We start from the raw sequence: 13,157 nt of genomic DNA, 5'->3' as shown, positions 1-13,157 counted from the left end.
CAAAACTTAAAGGAGGAGTCTGCTTTGAAAAAAAAGACAAGCTCGATCACCCTGGTTTTGGTTATCGCGTTTTCGATGTTTTTATCCGCCTGCAGCGACGGATCCGGAGGAAATAACGCCGGGGGCACGAATGCGCAGAATGGAGAAGGAGATACGGTTACGCTGAACACCTTCATTACAGTACCGCCCCGGATCGAAGACGTCGGCACAAACAAGGTAACCCAATTTATCGAGGATCGGCTGAACATCAAGTTCAAATTTGACGCCGCTCCGTCTGCCAATGCCAACGATAAGAAAAAATTGACCATGGCGAGCGGCGATTATCCGGCTGTCTTTCTTTCCGGCAATTTCACGCAAGCCGAACAGATCGACTATGGCAAACAGGGCATACTGATTCCTCTGAACGACTTGATCGAGAAATACGGGAACGAGATTAAGAAGGCATTCGAAGAGGATGCCGATTTGAAAGCGGCCATTACGGCTCCGGACGGCAACATCTACGCGCTTCCGCACATTAACGATTGCTTCCACTGCTGGTATTCGCAGAAATTATGGATCAACAAGGACTGGCTGGCTAAATTGAACCTTGAAATGCCGACGACAACCGACGAGTACTATGAGGTGCTGAAAGCATTCAAGACGAAGGATCCGAACGGCAACGGCCAAGCGGATGAAATCCCGCTGTCCGGCGCTTTTAACACTTGGCGCGGCATCCCTTCCAACTTCCTGATGAACTCGTTTATCTATAATAACGATGAAGATTTCTTCTTTATGGAAGACGGGAAGGTTGGGCTCGCTGCCAGCCAGCCGGAATGGCGTCAAGGATTGGAGTATGTAAACAAGCTGTTCAGCGAAGGTCTGATCGATAAGGAAGCCTTCACACAAAATAACGATCAAATGGCGCAAGTAGGCAACCGTTCTGGCGACAACGTGAGCGGCAGCGTGACTGCCGGCCATATCGGCATGTATTTCAGCTTGACGGAAGGCCAAAACCGGCATAAGGAGTATATTACCGTCCCGCCGCTCAAAGGGCCGAACGGCACAGCCTTCGCGGGATATTACAAGGCATACGGCAACGGACAGTTTGCGATCACGGACAAAGCCTCGGAAGAAGAAGCCATTGCAGCGATAAGAATGGCGGATTATTTGTATTCCGAAGAGCATGCGATTACGAATGAATATGGGCTGGAAGGAAAGTACTGGGAAAAAGCCAAGGAAGGCCAGAAGGACGTGCACGGCAATCAAGCCAAGTACAGCTTGAAGCCGGAATACTGGAATATCGGCACGACGTTCAACGACACATGGGATCAAATGGGCATTACGAGAAGAACACGGGATATTCGCGAATCGTGGGCCGTACCGGAAGATCCGTTCTCCCAAGTCGGCTATGAATACCGCTTGTATTTGGAAACCGCGAAAAACTATGAAAACAAGCAGCCGGAAGAAACGTTCCCGCTGACCATCTTCATGGAGTCGAACGACGCTAAGGAAGCGAATCAGCTCCGTACGCAAATCAATGATTACGTACGGTCGAATATGGCGCAATTCGTGACGGGAACAAAGAAATTAAATGATGCGGAGTGGGATAACTACGTGAAGGGCTTTGAAGGTCTAAACCTGCCGCGTTATCTCGAAATCTATCAGAATGCTTATGACAGCAAAAAAAAATAAGAGCAAAGACCATCATCCTTTCGCTAAGGATGATGGTTTTTTGTAGCATGCAGGCCGACAAAAGAGCACGCAGCCGATGCCTTCAATCAGTAGGGATATCCTTGGTCACTCCGCTAAGAAATACGGATCTGATGATTTACGAGGTTGCCGAAAAGGTCGGCTATAATAATGCCCGTCATTTTAGCGATATGTTTAAAAAAATGTATGGCAAACTGCCGATTGATTACCGCCAGAATTCGAAGAAAAGCATGGACTAAAGGATCATGCTGCTATAAAGTTATGCTGCAGGGAAATAACGGATCCTCTTCGATTGCCGGGTACCGCTGCTGGAGATGCCGAATACGCGCATAGGCAAGGCGAGTTAGTTTTATACACCTATACCTTAGTTTCTTCCATCGCCATGCCATGAATGCGCTTTTATAATCAGGGTAGCGGGAGGAACAGGGTGCTTTAGGAATATGCGCTCCGGTACTCGGTCGGAGACAGATTCGTTTCCTTCCGGAAAAACTTTGTAAAATGATTCGTTTCTTTGAAGCCTGTCCGATCGGCTATTTCTTTGATGCTTAACGGAGTTGATGTGAGCAGCTGCTTCGCCCGTTCCGTTCGTTTGCGGTTGACGTATTTTAAAGGCGGAATGCCGAAATGCTTTTTGAAATAGGAGATAAAATAGTTGGGATGAAGATGTACGGCTTCAGCCATCTGATCGACGGTGATGCCCGTATGCAGCCTGTTGTCTACAAAATGCTGAATGACATTCAAGCGATTCATTTCGCCGCTGCGATGCTGCAGAACGCGAACCGGCACGCTTTCTAGAAAGAGGCCGATGATCTCCAGCAGCAGCGCTTTTTCGCGCAGTCTGGCAACGATCGTATGCTGTTGATTACAGCTGATGAGATCTTGGAACAAGTCCGTCATTCTGGCTGGATCGCCCACATTTATACAAAGCGGAACGCCGATCCACTGAAACAGGTCAAATGGACCGGCCGTGATGTGAAAGTGGCACCAATATTTCAAGTACGGGCGTCCGCTGAATGCGGAGAATGATTTCCGGCAGTTAACAGGCGTAAGAAACAGCTGTCCGGGCTTCGGGTAATAATCCACATCGCCGATGCGGATCCAGCCCTCGCCTTCGCATATGAAATAAAGTTTGTTGTATTCGGGGACGGAATCCGTTTCCCCCCAGCTATGGGTAACCTGGGTCTTATGAGCGACCAACAGCTCGATTTGCAGCGATTGCAGCAAATCGGATAAGGCAAATTGTTCGTTTTCTTGCATCGTTAACGGCCACCTGCATCCGGGAAATTTGACTTGTCTATTTTATAGTAATAGATTGACCGACCAAATAAAAGGCTAACGCACGAAATGGGGAATAGTGGATGAAAACGTTGATAGAAAATCGAATTTGGTACAAGCAGCCGGCCTCGGTCTGGGAGGAGGCGCTGCCGCTCGGCAACGGGCGGCTTGGCGCGATGGTGTTCGGAGGCATCGAGACCGAACGGCTGCAATTGAACGAAGATACGCTGTGGTCTGGCGTTCCGAAGACGGGCTCCAATCCGAATGCCGCCGCGCTGCTGCCGGAAATTCGCCGTTTAATCGACGAGGAGCGATACGAGGAAGCGGACAGGCTTTGCAAGGAAACGATGGGTTCCTATACGCAATCGTATATGCCGCTTGGAGACTTGACCGTAACCTTCCAGCATGGCGATTTGGCAACGGAATATGAACGCAAGCTTCATCTTCAGGATGCGGTTGCAACGACTAGCTACAAAATCGGTCAAGTGAAATATCGGAGAAGCTGTTTTATATCCTATCCCGATCAGGTAATCGTGCTGCGATTGGAAGCGGATCGCCAGAATGCACTGAACTTTACGGTCAGGCTTGACAGCAGGCTGAAGCATCGGACGGGCACGGACGGCGATTTTTTTGTGCTAGCAGGCGAATGTCCTTCTAATGTTGATCCCAACTACTATAGGACCGATAATCCGATCGATTATAGCGAGTCCGGGATGCTTTTCGAAGGCAGGCTGGGCTTGTCGCTGGAGGGGGGACGTTCGTACGTTGACCATGATGGCATTCACGTTGTGGAAGCAGCGGCAGCGACGCTCGTGTTTAGCGCGGCAACAAGCTTTAACGGCTTTGACCGTCATCCTCGCACGGACGGAATCGATCCTTCGCCGCTGACGGAACGGTATGTAACAAACGCGCTGGCAAAAAATTATGAAGAGCTTCTCCAATCACATCTCGATGACTACCGTCCTTTGTTTAAACGCGTAGCTCTCAGTCTGGGAGATGCCGGCCTATCGCCTGATTTACCGACCGATGCGCGCGTGGCTGCCTACGGCGCGCAGGATCCGAAACTCGTCGAGCTGCTCTTCCAGTTCGGCAGATATTTGCTAATTGCGAGCTCGAGGCCGGGTACCCAGGCGGCGAATTTACAGGGCATTTGGAATAAAGAGATCAGGCCGCCTTGGAGCAGCAATTATACGCTTAACATCAATGCCGAGATGAATTATTGGCTTGCGGAAACCTGCAATTTATCCGAGTGTCACGGACCTTTTCTGGATTATATCGGGAATATGGCGAAGACCGGCGCAGTCATCGCGCGCGAAAATTACGGCATGCGCGGCTGGGTCGCGCATCACAACAGCGATATCTGGTGCCAAGCGGCACCGGTCGGAGCATATGGGCACGGCGATCCGGGTTGGGCAAGCTGGTTTATGGCGGCGCCATGGCTTTGCGCCCATCTATGGGAGCATTATGAATTCGGCAGAGATGTGCAGTTCCTCCGGAGCAAAGCTTACCCCGTGATGAAGGAAGCGGCGATGTTCTGCCTGGATTGGCTGATTGAGGATGCCGGCGGATACCTGGTAACTTCGCCGTCGACCTCGCCCGAGCATAAGTTTATCGGACCGGACGGCAAGAAGACGGCCGTCAGCAAGGCGGTCACGATGGATATGGCGCTCATTCGCGAGCTGTTCACGAACTGTATCGCGGCAATGGGATTGACCGGTGAGGATGAGGCTTTTCGCGAACGGCTGGAAGCGGCAAGGGAGCGCTTGCAGCCTTACCGGATCGGAAAATATGGGCAGCTGCAGGAGTGGTTTATGGATTTCGAGGATGAGGATGTTCACCATCGCCATGTGTCGCATTTGTACGGCGTATATCCGGGCAGCGAGCTTACAGAGCAAGCGGCGCCTGAATGGTTTGCCGCGGCGCAGCGCTCGCTGGAGCGACGGGGGGATGAGGGCACCGGCTGGAGCCTGGCTTGGAAATTGAACCTGTGGGCACGCTTCGGCGACGGTAACCGCGCGCATAATCTGATTGGAAATTTGCTTAGTCTGGTCGACAGCGATAAAGAAGGCGTGACGGGCGGCGGCGTCTACGCGAACCTATTCGGCGCGCATCCGCCGTTTCAAATCGACGGCAACTTCGGCTTCACGGCAGGCGTGGCGGAAATGCTTCTTCAATCGCATGAGGGCATGATCAATTTGCTTCCGGCCTTGCCGGATGTGTGGCCCGATGGTGAGGTTTCGGGCTTGCGCGCCCGCGGCGGCTTCGAAATCGGCATGAGCTGGCGGGAAGGAGCGCTTGTGAAGCTAGTGCTCTTGTCGGTCAGTGGCGGAGCTTGTACAATTTCAGCCGGCGTGCCACTGATGCTTCAAGGAGCGGACGAAGCGGCGAGCAAAGAGCTTCAGCTCGTGACGGAAGCAGGAAGACTCTATACTTTCGTTGCGGGTTAATCCCCACCTGGTTAAGGAAGCCAAATAATTGGTCAAAGCGCGCGGTCTCCCATAGATCCGCGCGTTTTGCAATTATATTGCAGCAATTGACCCTGCCGCGTTTCTGGAGCTACTTCGATCAAGTAAATACGCAGGTTGCGAAAACCCGATTTAGAGAGCTGGGGTACGATCCCGATACATAGGTAACGGATTCTTATGGCCAAATTCATGGCATTTCCGGTCTTTACGCGGCGGATAACAGCGTTATTCCCACATCGTTATTCGATTTAACTTTTTTTATTTTGCAAAACTTGTTTTACTAAATTTGCTGCTGCTTCATCATGTATTGAATTGTTTTCCTGTGCATTTTCTATGGCATTCTGTACATAACTTGTTCCCGTGTGGTTTAAATTGTTGAAGACATTCGGCTGCTTTTCAGCTTTAGAAACGTTTAGCTGATCTGGTTTCATAAGGGATCGACCTCCATTCTGTATTATTCCAAGTGTATTGTGGTTGATTTCAATGAATAATATTCTTTTCTCCATCAAATGGATCCAAACATTTTTTCGCCGCGGGGTTGATCACCGCGATCATCCGGTTCAAGCTTGATGCCGATCGAATCAAAGCTGGGGCTATCCGCAGCGATCGGCAAAGCCAATACGCCGATCCCCTGCTCGTCTACGCGGAACGTACCGGCACTTCTGCGCTCGCCGTCCTGGAGCAGCCATACTTGGTATGCTTGCGTATCCTTTGAAGCTTTCACTCCGAACACATATACGATGAACTGCTTGTTCTGCCCGTTATCGACAATGCAGGCGACACCATAGGTGCGAGTGGTTTCCGCCATTTCCGGCTTCAGTGAAACCAAACGCTCAATTTGGGCAGCGGGAATATTTAATGCTTGCTCCAATGGAAGGGGAGCAGCCGAACGTTCGCGGTAAAGCTGATAATTCCAGATGGAGCCTATGAAGAAGAAAGCGGATACGACGGCAATGGCGGCAATCGATTTCCATCTTTTACGGAAAATAGGCTTTCTTGCAAAACTAGTATGATCGTTTTCTCTCTCCACAGCTAAGGCGGCGCCCATGACTTGCTTCTTCAAATCTTTTGGCGGTTCGAATCGTTCCATGGTTTCGGGTAACGCCTCCCATACGATGCGAAGCTCTTTGATTGCGGCCTGGCAGTCGGCACAATCGGGAATGTACAAATCCAGTATAGCGCGCCTAACAGGACTCGAAAGCGATAAGTTATTGTACAAATCGAGTATAGCGCGCCATAAGGCACTTTATCGAGATTCTTCTTGTAAAAAAGGACATTCTTGGTAGCCAGGGGAAACCGTATACGGTTCCCCCTAATCATCCGATCATTTGGCTTCTACGATAATCGTTCCCTTCATCCCCGGATGCGGCAAGCAGTAATAAGAGAATTATCCTTCCTCAGAGAAGGTTACCTCTTTCGATATGTCTTGACCGAGCATGCCGGTATCGAAGGATTCGTTATCCGCTGTGGCGCTATGGCCGACCTCATCCTGCATGCGGAAACGAGGATTAAACAAAACAGGAAGCTCAGGTATAGCTTGATGTTCGATGCTGTCTTGGCATGAAGCTTATCACCTCTTCTTATTTTACAATGATTTTGCCCGTCATAAATTGCTTATGCGGCTCGCAGAAATAGCCGTAAGTTCCGGCTTTATCCAATGTGATCGTGAAGGACTCCCCTTTGCCGAGGAGAGGTGTTTCGAATGAGCCGTCCAACGCAACAGCATTATGCTTCATTTCATCGTAATTGGTGAAAACCACTTTGGAACCGGCCTCAACTGTCAACGGCTCCGTCCCGAAGGAAAATTCCTTTATGTCAACTTTGTATGTTTTGACCTGCGGTGCTGTCGTTCCGATCTGATGGAATAGTCGGATTTCGCCGCGAACTATACGCCGCCGACCGCTTCGCCTTTTACATCGCCTGCTGCCGTACAAAGTAGTACAAAGGCCAACCTTTATAGGTTGTCTGCTTCGTACCGTCGGCACGAGTCAGTACCGAGAAATCGCCGGCATTCAAGCTGCCCGGTATTTGCAAAAACCGGCCAATTGCTTAAGTATTGATTCTGGCAGGAATTCAGGTCATCTGCATCATTCGTAAAGAAATACAGCGTACGACCGTTTTTATTGGTGAAGAATGTCCCCAATTTGTCGCTGCTCTGCAATAAGATTTGATCGTCTGGCAGCATAGCTGATGCGGAAATCACTCTCTGGATTGCAATTTCCCAAAAAGCGTTGCGCCGCTTGCCATATGTACCGACAACGTCTCAGCCTCCTCTAAAAGTCCTTGAAGGCGCAGTGAAATGATCGCGGCTTGCAGCCTGGTCGATTGCTTGCCTAAATAGGCTGCGTTGACGCCGCTCCCGTCACCGAGCAGCAAACCAAGCTCAGCTGCAGTTTCTGCATCCGTCTTGACTATCGAGTCTTGGTCTTGTGCCGATGCGCCGAATGCGAGCGGGAATCGGTTTGAGCGAATGGACATTTTTTTTTGCATGAAGTCCGCTGTGATGTACCAGGTAGGAAGCGCTCCATTGTTTCATACCCCCTGAATATGGGATAATCATGAGAATAACGATCATCCAGAATGGAGTTTGCCTATGAAGTCTTTCAGCATTAAGAAAAAAGCGGATCTCATGCTGCTCAGCTCGGCTATCGGCATTTTAGCTGCTTTTCCATTTCATCATACCTTTGCAGGAGGCTTGCTGTTCTCGCTGTTCAGCGCGGCTGCGATTGGCGGCTTGGCCGATTCCTTTGCGATAAGCGCTCTGTTCGGCAACCCGCTGCGAATCAAATGGCCGGCTTGGATGGGGACTAACATCATCTCGCGCAACCGGGAACGACTCATAGGCGAGCTTGTCATGATGGTGCAGAATGAGCTGCTCACTATTCCTAACATTAAGGAGAGACTGGACGAGTACAATATCGCGGACGTTATCGTTGCATATTTAAAGCAGCACGGCGGGGAAGAGGGCGTTAACGACATTTTGCAGCAGGCAGCGGATGATGTGATTACGACGATCGATTTGCAGGAATTGGCCAAAACGGTTCAAACCTTTCTGCTCGAGAATGCCGATACGATTCAAGTTTCTGATCTGGCCGCCGATATTGGCGACTGGACGATTCGCAACCGATATGATGACCGCATCATTGCGTTCATGATTCCTGAGCTTATGAAGATCGTGAAGTCGGCTCCATTTCGGTCGATTATCGGCCAAATCGTCGATTCCGCCATTAAATCCTACGAGGGCGATCAGTTCAGAAGAAAGCTCATTGATTTTACGGCCGGATTAGAATCAGCGAACATTAGCGGGAAAATACAAGAATGGCTGGTGCAGTTTCTGGGTCAATTTGCTTCGGAGGAGCATCCGCAGCGGCAGCAAATCAAGCAGTATATCGAACGTTTTGTTATACGGTTAAGAACGGATGAGCGGCTTCGTTACCGGATCGAGGAAGGCAAAGCGAAGCTCCTGCAGGCGGTAAAAGACGAGATCAAGCTTGACGCCTATATTCAAAAAGGATTAGAGAAGCTCCGGCAGGCAGCGGCGGCGAATGCGGAGGGGGAGCGTGACCGCTATCCTTGGATTAAAGAAAAGGTTCATCAAGGCGTTGTTTATTTGTCAGGCAATGATCAAATGCTGTCGCGCCTTGACGGCTATGTGAAGTCTACCCTGCTGAAATGGATGGAGCAGAAGCATTCCTACATCGGCAAAGCGGTAACCGATAAGCTGAATACCTTCTCCGAGGAGGAGCTTATTCAGCTCGTGAAGGAAAAAGCAGGACGGGATTTGCAGTATATTCGCATAAACGGCATTGGAGTCGGCGCGCTAATTGGCGTCGTGCTGCATCTTGCGACATTTTGGATAGGAGGTTAGCAGGAAATGGCCATGAGAAAAAAAGCGAATCGAAGCCTCATCCTTCTAGCCGTCTTGTTCGTTGGCGCCGCTTGCTGTGTATATGTTTTTCCGGATCAATGGTGGGCCCGCATGCTGCTCTATACATCTGAGGCTGGATTAGTCGGTGCGTTAGCTGACTTATTCGCGGTTACGGTATTATTCCGCCATCCGTTCGGCTGGAAGTGGATCCCGCATACGGCGATCATTCCGAAAAATCGCGATAAGCTGATCGAAGGCGTGGCGAGTATGGTTGAGCAGCAATTGCTAAGTAAAGACCTGCTAAAGGAGAAGGTCAAGCAAATATCGCTTGTGGAAATCGCGATTGCCTGGATCGACCGGCGCCCTGCAGGCGTAATGGCGGAGCAGGGCTGGACGCTGTTGTCAGGCATGCTGGCAAAGCTTGATTTAAAAGGCTTATCCATCGTAGTGGATGAGCAAGCGCGCAAGGGCGTAAGCAAAATGAATTTGTCCCCCTATGCAGGGAAAGCGCTCAGATGGGTACTGGATAAGGGTGATTTTCAAAGTTGGCTCAGTCAGATCGTAGAATATGCCGCGGGGCGTGCTGCCGGCGAAGAAACGAAGCTTGTTATACGCGAAATGCTGGCGAGAGAGAAGGATAAGTTCGTGAATCAGGGAGGAGTGTTCTCCAAGTGGCTCAAAAAAATGGCCGTAGAAATCGCGGAATCCACGAATGCACTTAATCTTGACGATGCTTCGAACGCGCTGTATGACGATTTGCAAAAGCTCATTAACGAATTAAGAAACCCGAAGCATGAGCTTCGTGTCCTGCTCGAGACGATGGTCTATCAGCTTGCCGATAACCTGCAGAACCGGGAGGATGTGTCCGCTGCCATAAACGAGTGGAGAGACGAGATGCTTGGGAAAATCTCATTGCTTCCGTCAATTGAGGCCGTTCTCGGCCAGTTCAGGCATCTGCTGACACAGGATTCGGGCATGCAGCTTGCGGCCGCGGATAAACATACGGTTAATCAAGCGGATATTAAGCAGCTGATTAATCGGTTTATTGAATCCTACTGGGAATGGTTCAAATCCAATGAGGAAACAAAGAGCTGGCTGGAGCAGTACGCACAGCGATTCGTCCACACGATTATCGAGACGGAGCATGCGGTCATCGGCCTGATCGTGCGCAAAACGCTGGACAGCTTCACGGAGCAGCGGCTCGTTCATTTTATCGAAAGCAAGGTCGAGACCGACCTGCAGCGCATCCGCTTAAACGGGGCTTATATCGGGGCGGCGCTTGGCGCGGCGTTTTATATCGTGTTGTACGGTATTTATGAGCCGCTGCTTCATTTACGTTAGCTGCGAAGTAGGAGCAAAGAATCATTTTTCGAAAAACGAACGTAATTGATTGCGATGTTCTTTATAAAGAATTTCCGAGATGTTATAGTGAAGAGGTCTATGTGGAGCGTTTGTCCATAAATAGAATCTTTTAGTTATGACAGAAATCGGAGGTAAAAGAGAATCTTATGAAATTATTACTAGTCTTACTGCTTGCGGCACAGCTGTCGGTGCCGGGAGTTTGGTCCAATTCATCGGCTGTCGTTCCTACCAGCACATCCACTTCGGCGGTTCAGAAGAAGTATGAAATCGAGCTGTCGCGCTTTGGCATTCGTAATGACGGCACGCGTCCCGTGGAAACGACAAAAGGAATAAACAATGCGCTGAAATGGGCCGGCAAAAATGGCAAAACCGTAACCTCGCTGCCGGCCGGCACATATTTGATTGACAAAAACAGCCGCATTAACATGGTTAGCAACATGACCTTTGAACTGCCGAAGAATGCCGTGCTTCAGAAGGAGACGAACGGCAAAGAGCATTATCAGCTGATGTATATCGGCTACGGCGTCAACAACGTTACGCTGAAGGGCGGCGTCTATAAAGGGGATAAGGATAAGCATGATTATTCGAAAAAGGACCATCAGTTCTCGGCCGGAACCCATGAAAGCGGCTATGGCATCGCGACGGAGGGCGCGGTTAATTTGACCATTGACGGTGTCAAGGCTACCCATTTTACGGGTGACGGCCTTGTGCTCGGCGGTCATGGAACGATGGTTCAGGATTTGTATGCGAATCATTTCGAGCAGGGAGAATTCGACGGCAAAGGAAAAAAAGTCGCGAATGCGAAAAAAATTCGTACGAAGAATCCGCTTACCTTCACAAATGCGATTTTCAAAAGCGAGCGCGAATTCGAGCTGTCGAATCCGATAAAGCTGCCTGCGGGCTTCGACATTTATTTCTATAAGGCGAATGGAACCTTCCTCCAAAAGATGGCAGGCAAAAGAGTGCGCGATATCTTCACCATCCCGGAGGGAGCGGCGAAGTTTCATCTCGTGTTCAATCAATCCGCGACGAAGGGCGCGTACGTGGAATTTTGGAATCGGGTCGTAACGCAGGACGTCGTGATCAAAAATTCGGAGTTCGCGTTTAACCGCAGACAAGGCATTACGGTTGGCGGCGCCGATAACGTATGGATTACGGGCAGCTCGTTTCATGATATGAAGGGCACGATGCCGCAGTCCGGCATTGATGTGGAGGGCGGCTTCGGAGAGAACGGCCATCGAAACAGCAATATTACGATCAAGGGCAACAAGTTTTATAATAACGCCTCGTATGACGTCATTCTCTACGATGGCAGAGATGCGACCGTCGAGGATAATCATTTGGCTTCGAAAGGAGTCATCGGCCTTGCAGTGTCCGAACCGTTCAAGGGAGCGCTGATCAAAAATAATCATTTTGACGGAACAAGAATTATCGCTTATCATGACGTTGATTTCTTGAATAACAAGATGAATGATTCCTTTACGACCTTGGAAGGTCCCAATATTACTATTGACGGCATGGAATTCACGGATTCCTTATTTGCCGTAAACTCCAAGGTGCCGTTCGGCATTGCCGTCTCGAACGTTACGATCAAGAACAATAAAATAAGCAATTCCGGCCTTTCCTTGGCGGGAAAGCCGGTTCATATTAAAAATTTGACGATTAACGGGCTATCGACCTTGCGCTCCTTCTCGGGCATCTCGGCCGAGGGCAGCATTTTCGACAACCTGAAGGTTATCGGCTTTAACACGACTTACGGCTTGTCGCTTCCGCCGGGCACCTACAATAATTGCGTGTTCGAGGGAGCGGAGGGAGGCAAGTTCGGCATCATTCATGCCGCTTCCGCAGGTAAATACGTTTTTGACGGCTGTTCCTTTAAATCCGCCTCGACGCTAATCGCGAATTTCGTAGGCGAGCATCCGAAGCTCGATCTCACGATCAAAAATTCGACCTTCGAAGTGCTGGGCAACACGCAGGCCATCAGCATTCAAGCCGCGAAGAGCGTCTTGCTGGAGAACAATACGATAAACGCGGGCAAGCTGACGAATACGAGTCTTGAATTAATTAGAATAAACGATTACTGGAAACGAAAGGAGAAGCATGATATTTTGAAGGCGATTATTCGCGGGAATACCATTACCTCCAATAACGCCGCCATCGGCATCTCTACTATAAATGCAGGAATCGGCGCGCCCCCTTACACGATAGAGAATAACACGCTGCACAAGGCTAAGCTGTCTCTGAAGAGCAACGATGCCGTCAGCAACAATACGTTAAAATAAGCTAGTCAAAATAAGGCTCTGACCCTTTGCGGTCGGAGCTTTTTGTGCTTTAAGCTCGCATGCGGCGTTATAAAACCGAAAATAGTCTAGTTTTTAATCATTTATATCTGGTTTTTAAATGGAGTCTTGGACAAATATCCATATAATTGAAATGGTATCGCTTTCAATTCGGTGAAAGGAGGCCGAGGGAAAAGGGAAGAGGGAACCAACCGGATT

At 49.8% G+C, this 13,157-nt stretch carries 14 protein-coding genes and 1 pseudogene; 7 read left to right on the top strand and 8 right to left on the bottom strand.

Annotated elements, in window-relative coordinates; genetic code table 11:
- Positions 1–24: 24 nt before the first annotated feature.
- Together L1N85_RS01990 and L1N85_RS01985 are read left to right on the top strand one after the other, a co-directional pair.
- A complete protein-coding gene (locus L1N85_RS01990; RefSeq protein ID WP_235234409.1) occupies positions 25–1,671 on the top strand; it encodes a type 2 periplasmic-binding domain-containing protein in 1,647 nt (548 codons plus the stop codon).
- A 101-nt stretch (positions 1,672–1,772) separates the two neighbouring features.
- A complete protein-coding gene (locus tag L1N85_RS01985) occupies positions 1,773–1,928 on the top strand; it encodes a helix-turn-helix domain-containing protein (protein WP_235234406.1) in 156 nt (51 codons plus the stop codon).
- Positions 1,929–2,121: 193 nt separating this feature from the next.
- On the opposite strand, the gene L1N85_RS01980 is transcribed toward L1N85_RS01985, so the two are convergent.
- Positions 2,122–2,946, bottom strand: coding sequence for a helix-turn-helix domain-containing protein (locus L1N85_RS01980; protein WP_235234405.1), 825 nt, complete (start codon positions 2,944–2,946; stop codon positions 2,122–2,124).
- 101 nt (positions 2,947–3,047) lie between these two features.
- On the opposite strand from L1N85_RS01980, the gene L1N85_RS01975 reads away from it, so the two are divergent.
- Together L1N85_RS01975 and L1N85_RS27485 are read left to right on the top strand one after the other, a co-directional pair.
- The gene (locus L1N85_RS01975) at positions 3,048–5,411 is read left to right on the top strand and encodes a glycoside hydrolase family 95 protein (protein ID WP_235234404.1); all 2,364 of its coding nucleotides are present in this window, start codon (positions 3,048–3,050) and stop codon (positions 5,409–5,411) included.
- A 194-nt stretch (positions 5,412–5,605) separates the two neighbouring features.
- A pseudogene (locus L1N85_RS27485) lies at positions 5,606–5,713 on the top strand (hypothetical protein); the annotation flags it as partial.
- On the opposite strand, the gene L1N85_RS01970 reads toward L1N85_RS27485, so the two are convergent.
- From L1N85_RS01970 to L1N85_RS01955, 7 genes are all read right to left on the bottom strand, one after another.
- Positions 5,678–5,860: a hypothetical protein gene (locus L1N85_RS01970; protein ID WP_235234402.1), complete on the bottom strand. Its 183-nt coding sequence runs from the start codon at positions 5,858–5,860 to the stop codon at positions 5,678–5,680. The pseudogene L1N85_RS27485 and the gene L1N85_RS01970 overlap by 36 nt on opposite strands.
- A 74-nt stretch (positions 5,861–5,934) precedes the next feature.
- Positions 5,935–6,519 (bottom strand): anti-sigma factor, encoded by a 585-nt coding sequence (locus L1N85_RS01965; RefSeq protein WP_235234401.1) that lies wholly within the window; start codon positions 6,517–6,519, stop codon positions 5,935–5,937.
- Between the two features lie 297 nt (positions 6,520–6,816).
- The gene (locus tag L1N85_RS27035; RefSeq protein WP_268818109.1) at positions 6,817–6,945 is read right to left on the bottom strand and encodes a cupredoxin domain-containing protein; all 129 of its coding nucleotides are present in this window, start codon (positions 6,943–6,945) and stop codon (positions 6,817–6,819) included.
- Positions 6,946–7,009: 64 nt separating this feature from the next.
- Positions 7,010–7,363 (bottom strand): cupredoxin domain-containing protein, encoded by a 354-nt coding sequence (locus tag L1N85_RS01960; RefSeq protein ID WP_268818110.1) that lies wholly within the window; start codon positions 7,361–7,363, stop codon positions 7,010–7,012.
- The gene (locus L1N85_RS27805; protein ID WP_407946304.1) at positions 7,341–7,421 is read right to left on the bottom strand and encodes a hypothetical protein; all 81 of its coding nucleotides are present in this window, start codon (positions 7,419–7,421) and stop codon (positions 7,341–7,343) included. Before L1N85_RS27805 ends, L1N85_RS01960 begins: the two co-directional genes overlap by 23 nt.
- On the bottom strand, positions 7,384–7,614 hold the full coding sequence (locus L1N85_RS27800) for a COG4315 family predicted lipoprotein (protein WP_407946303.1): 231 nt from the start codon (positions 7,612–7,614) through the stop codon (positions 7,384–7,386). Before L1N85_RS27800 ends, L1N85_RS27805 begins: the two co-directional genes overlap by 38 nt.
- A 14-nt stretch (positions 7,615–7,628) precedes the next feature.
- Positions 7,629–7,919, bottom strand: a complete 291-nt coding sequence (locus L1N85_RS01955) for a hypothetical protein (protein WP_235234398.1) — start codon at positions 7,917–7,919, stop codon at positions 7,629–7,631.
- A 103-nt stretch (positions 7,920–8,022) separates the two neighbouring features.
- Between L1N85_RS01955 and L1N85_RS01950 the strand changes: the two genes are divergently transcribed.
- The 3 genes from L1N85_RS01950 to L1N85_RS01940 all read left to right on the top strand — a co-directional run bounded on the left by L1N85_RS01950 (position 8,023) and on the right by L1N85_RS01940 (position 12,941).
- Positions 8,023–9,297: a DUF445 domain-containing protein gene (locus L1N85_RS01950; protein WP_235234397.1), complete on the top strand. Its 1,275-nt coding sequence runs from the start codon at positions 8,023–8,025 to the stop codon at positions 9,295–9,297.
- 6 nt (positions 9,298–9,303) lie between these two features.
- Positions 9,304–10,638 (top strand): DUF445 domain-containing protein, encoded by a 1,335-nt coding sequence (locus L1N85_RS01945; protein WP_235234395.1) that lies wholly within the window; start codon positions 9,304–9,306, stop codon positions 10,636–10,638.
- 167 nt (positions 10,639–10,805) lie between these two features.
- Complete coding sequence (locus L1N85_RS01940) at positions 10,806–12,941, top strand: right-handed parallel beta-helix repeat-containing protein (RefSeq protein WP_235234394.1); 2,136 nt, start codon at positions 10,806–10,808, stop codon at positions 12,939–12,941.
- The last annotated feature ends 216 nt before the right edge of the window (positions 12,942–13,157 follow it).

The sequence above is a fragment of the Paenibacillus alkaliterrae genome, from assembly GCF_021532375.1.
GTDB classification, from domain to species: Bacteria; Bacillota; Bacilli; order Paenibacillales; family Paenibacillaceae; genus Pristimantibacillus; species Pristimantibacillus alkaliterrae.
The sequence above is the reverse complement of the archived record's forward strand: the minus strand, read 5'-3'. Positions and strand labels throughout refer to the sequence as shown.

Coding starts and splice junctions, on each gene's coding strand:
- L1N85_RS01980 (WP_235234405.1), bottom strand. CDS start 2,946: ATGCAAGAAAACGAACAATTTGCCTTATCCGATTTGCTGCAATCGCTG.
- L1N85_RS01950 (WP_235234397.1), top strand. CDS start 8,023: ATGAAGTCTTTCAGCATTAAGAAAAAAGCGGATCTCATGCTGCTCAGC.
- L1N85_RS01945 (WP_235234395.1), top strand. CDS start 9,304: ATGGCCATGAGAAAAAAAGCGAATCGAAGCCTCATCCTTCTAGCCGTC.
- L1N85_RS01975 (WP_235234404.1), top strand. CDS start 3,048: ATGAAAACGTTGATAGAAAATCGAATTTGGTACAAGCAGCCGGCCTCG.
- L1N85_RS27800 (WP_407946303.1), bottom strand. CDS start 7,614: ATGCTGCCAGACGATCAAATCTTATTGCAGAGCAGCGACAAATTGGGG.
- L1N85_RS01955 (WP_235234398.1), bottom strand. CDS start 7,919: ATGCAAAAAAAAATGTCCATTCGCTCAAACCGATTCCCGCTCGCATTC.
- L1N85_RS01940 (WP_235234394.1), top strand. CDS start 10,806: ATGAAATTATTACTAGTCTTACTGCTTGCGGCACAGCTGTCGGTGCCG.
- L1N85_RS01970 (WP_235234402.1), bottom strand. CDS start 5,860: ATGAAACCAGATCAGCTAAACGTTTCTAAAGCTGAAAAGCAGCCGAAT.
- L1N85_RS01965 (WP_235234401.1), bottom strand. CDS start 6,519: ATGGAACGATTCGAACCGCCAAAAGATTTGAAGAAGCAAGTCATGGGC.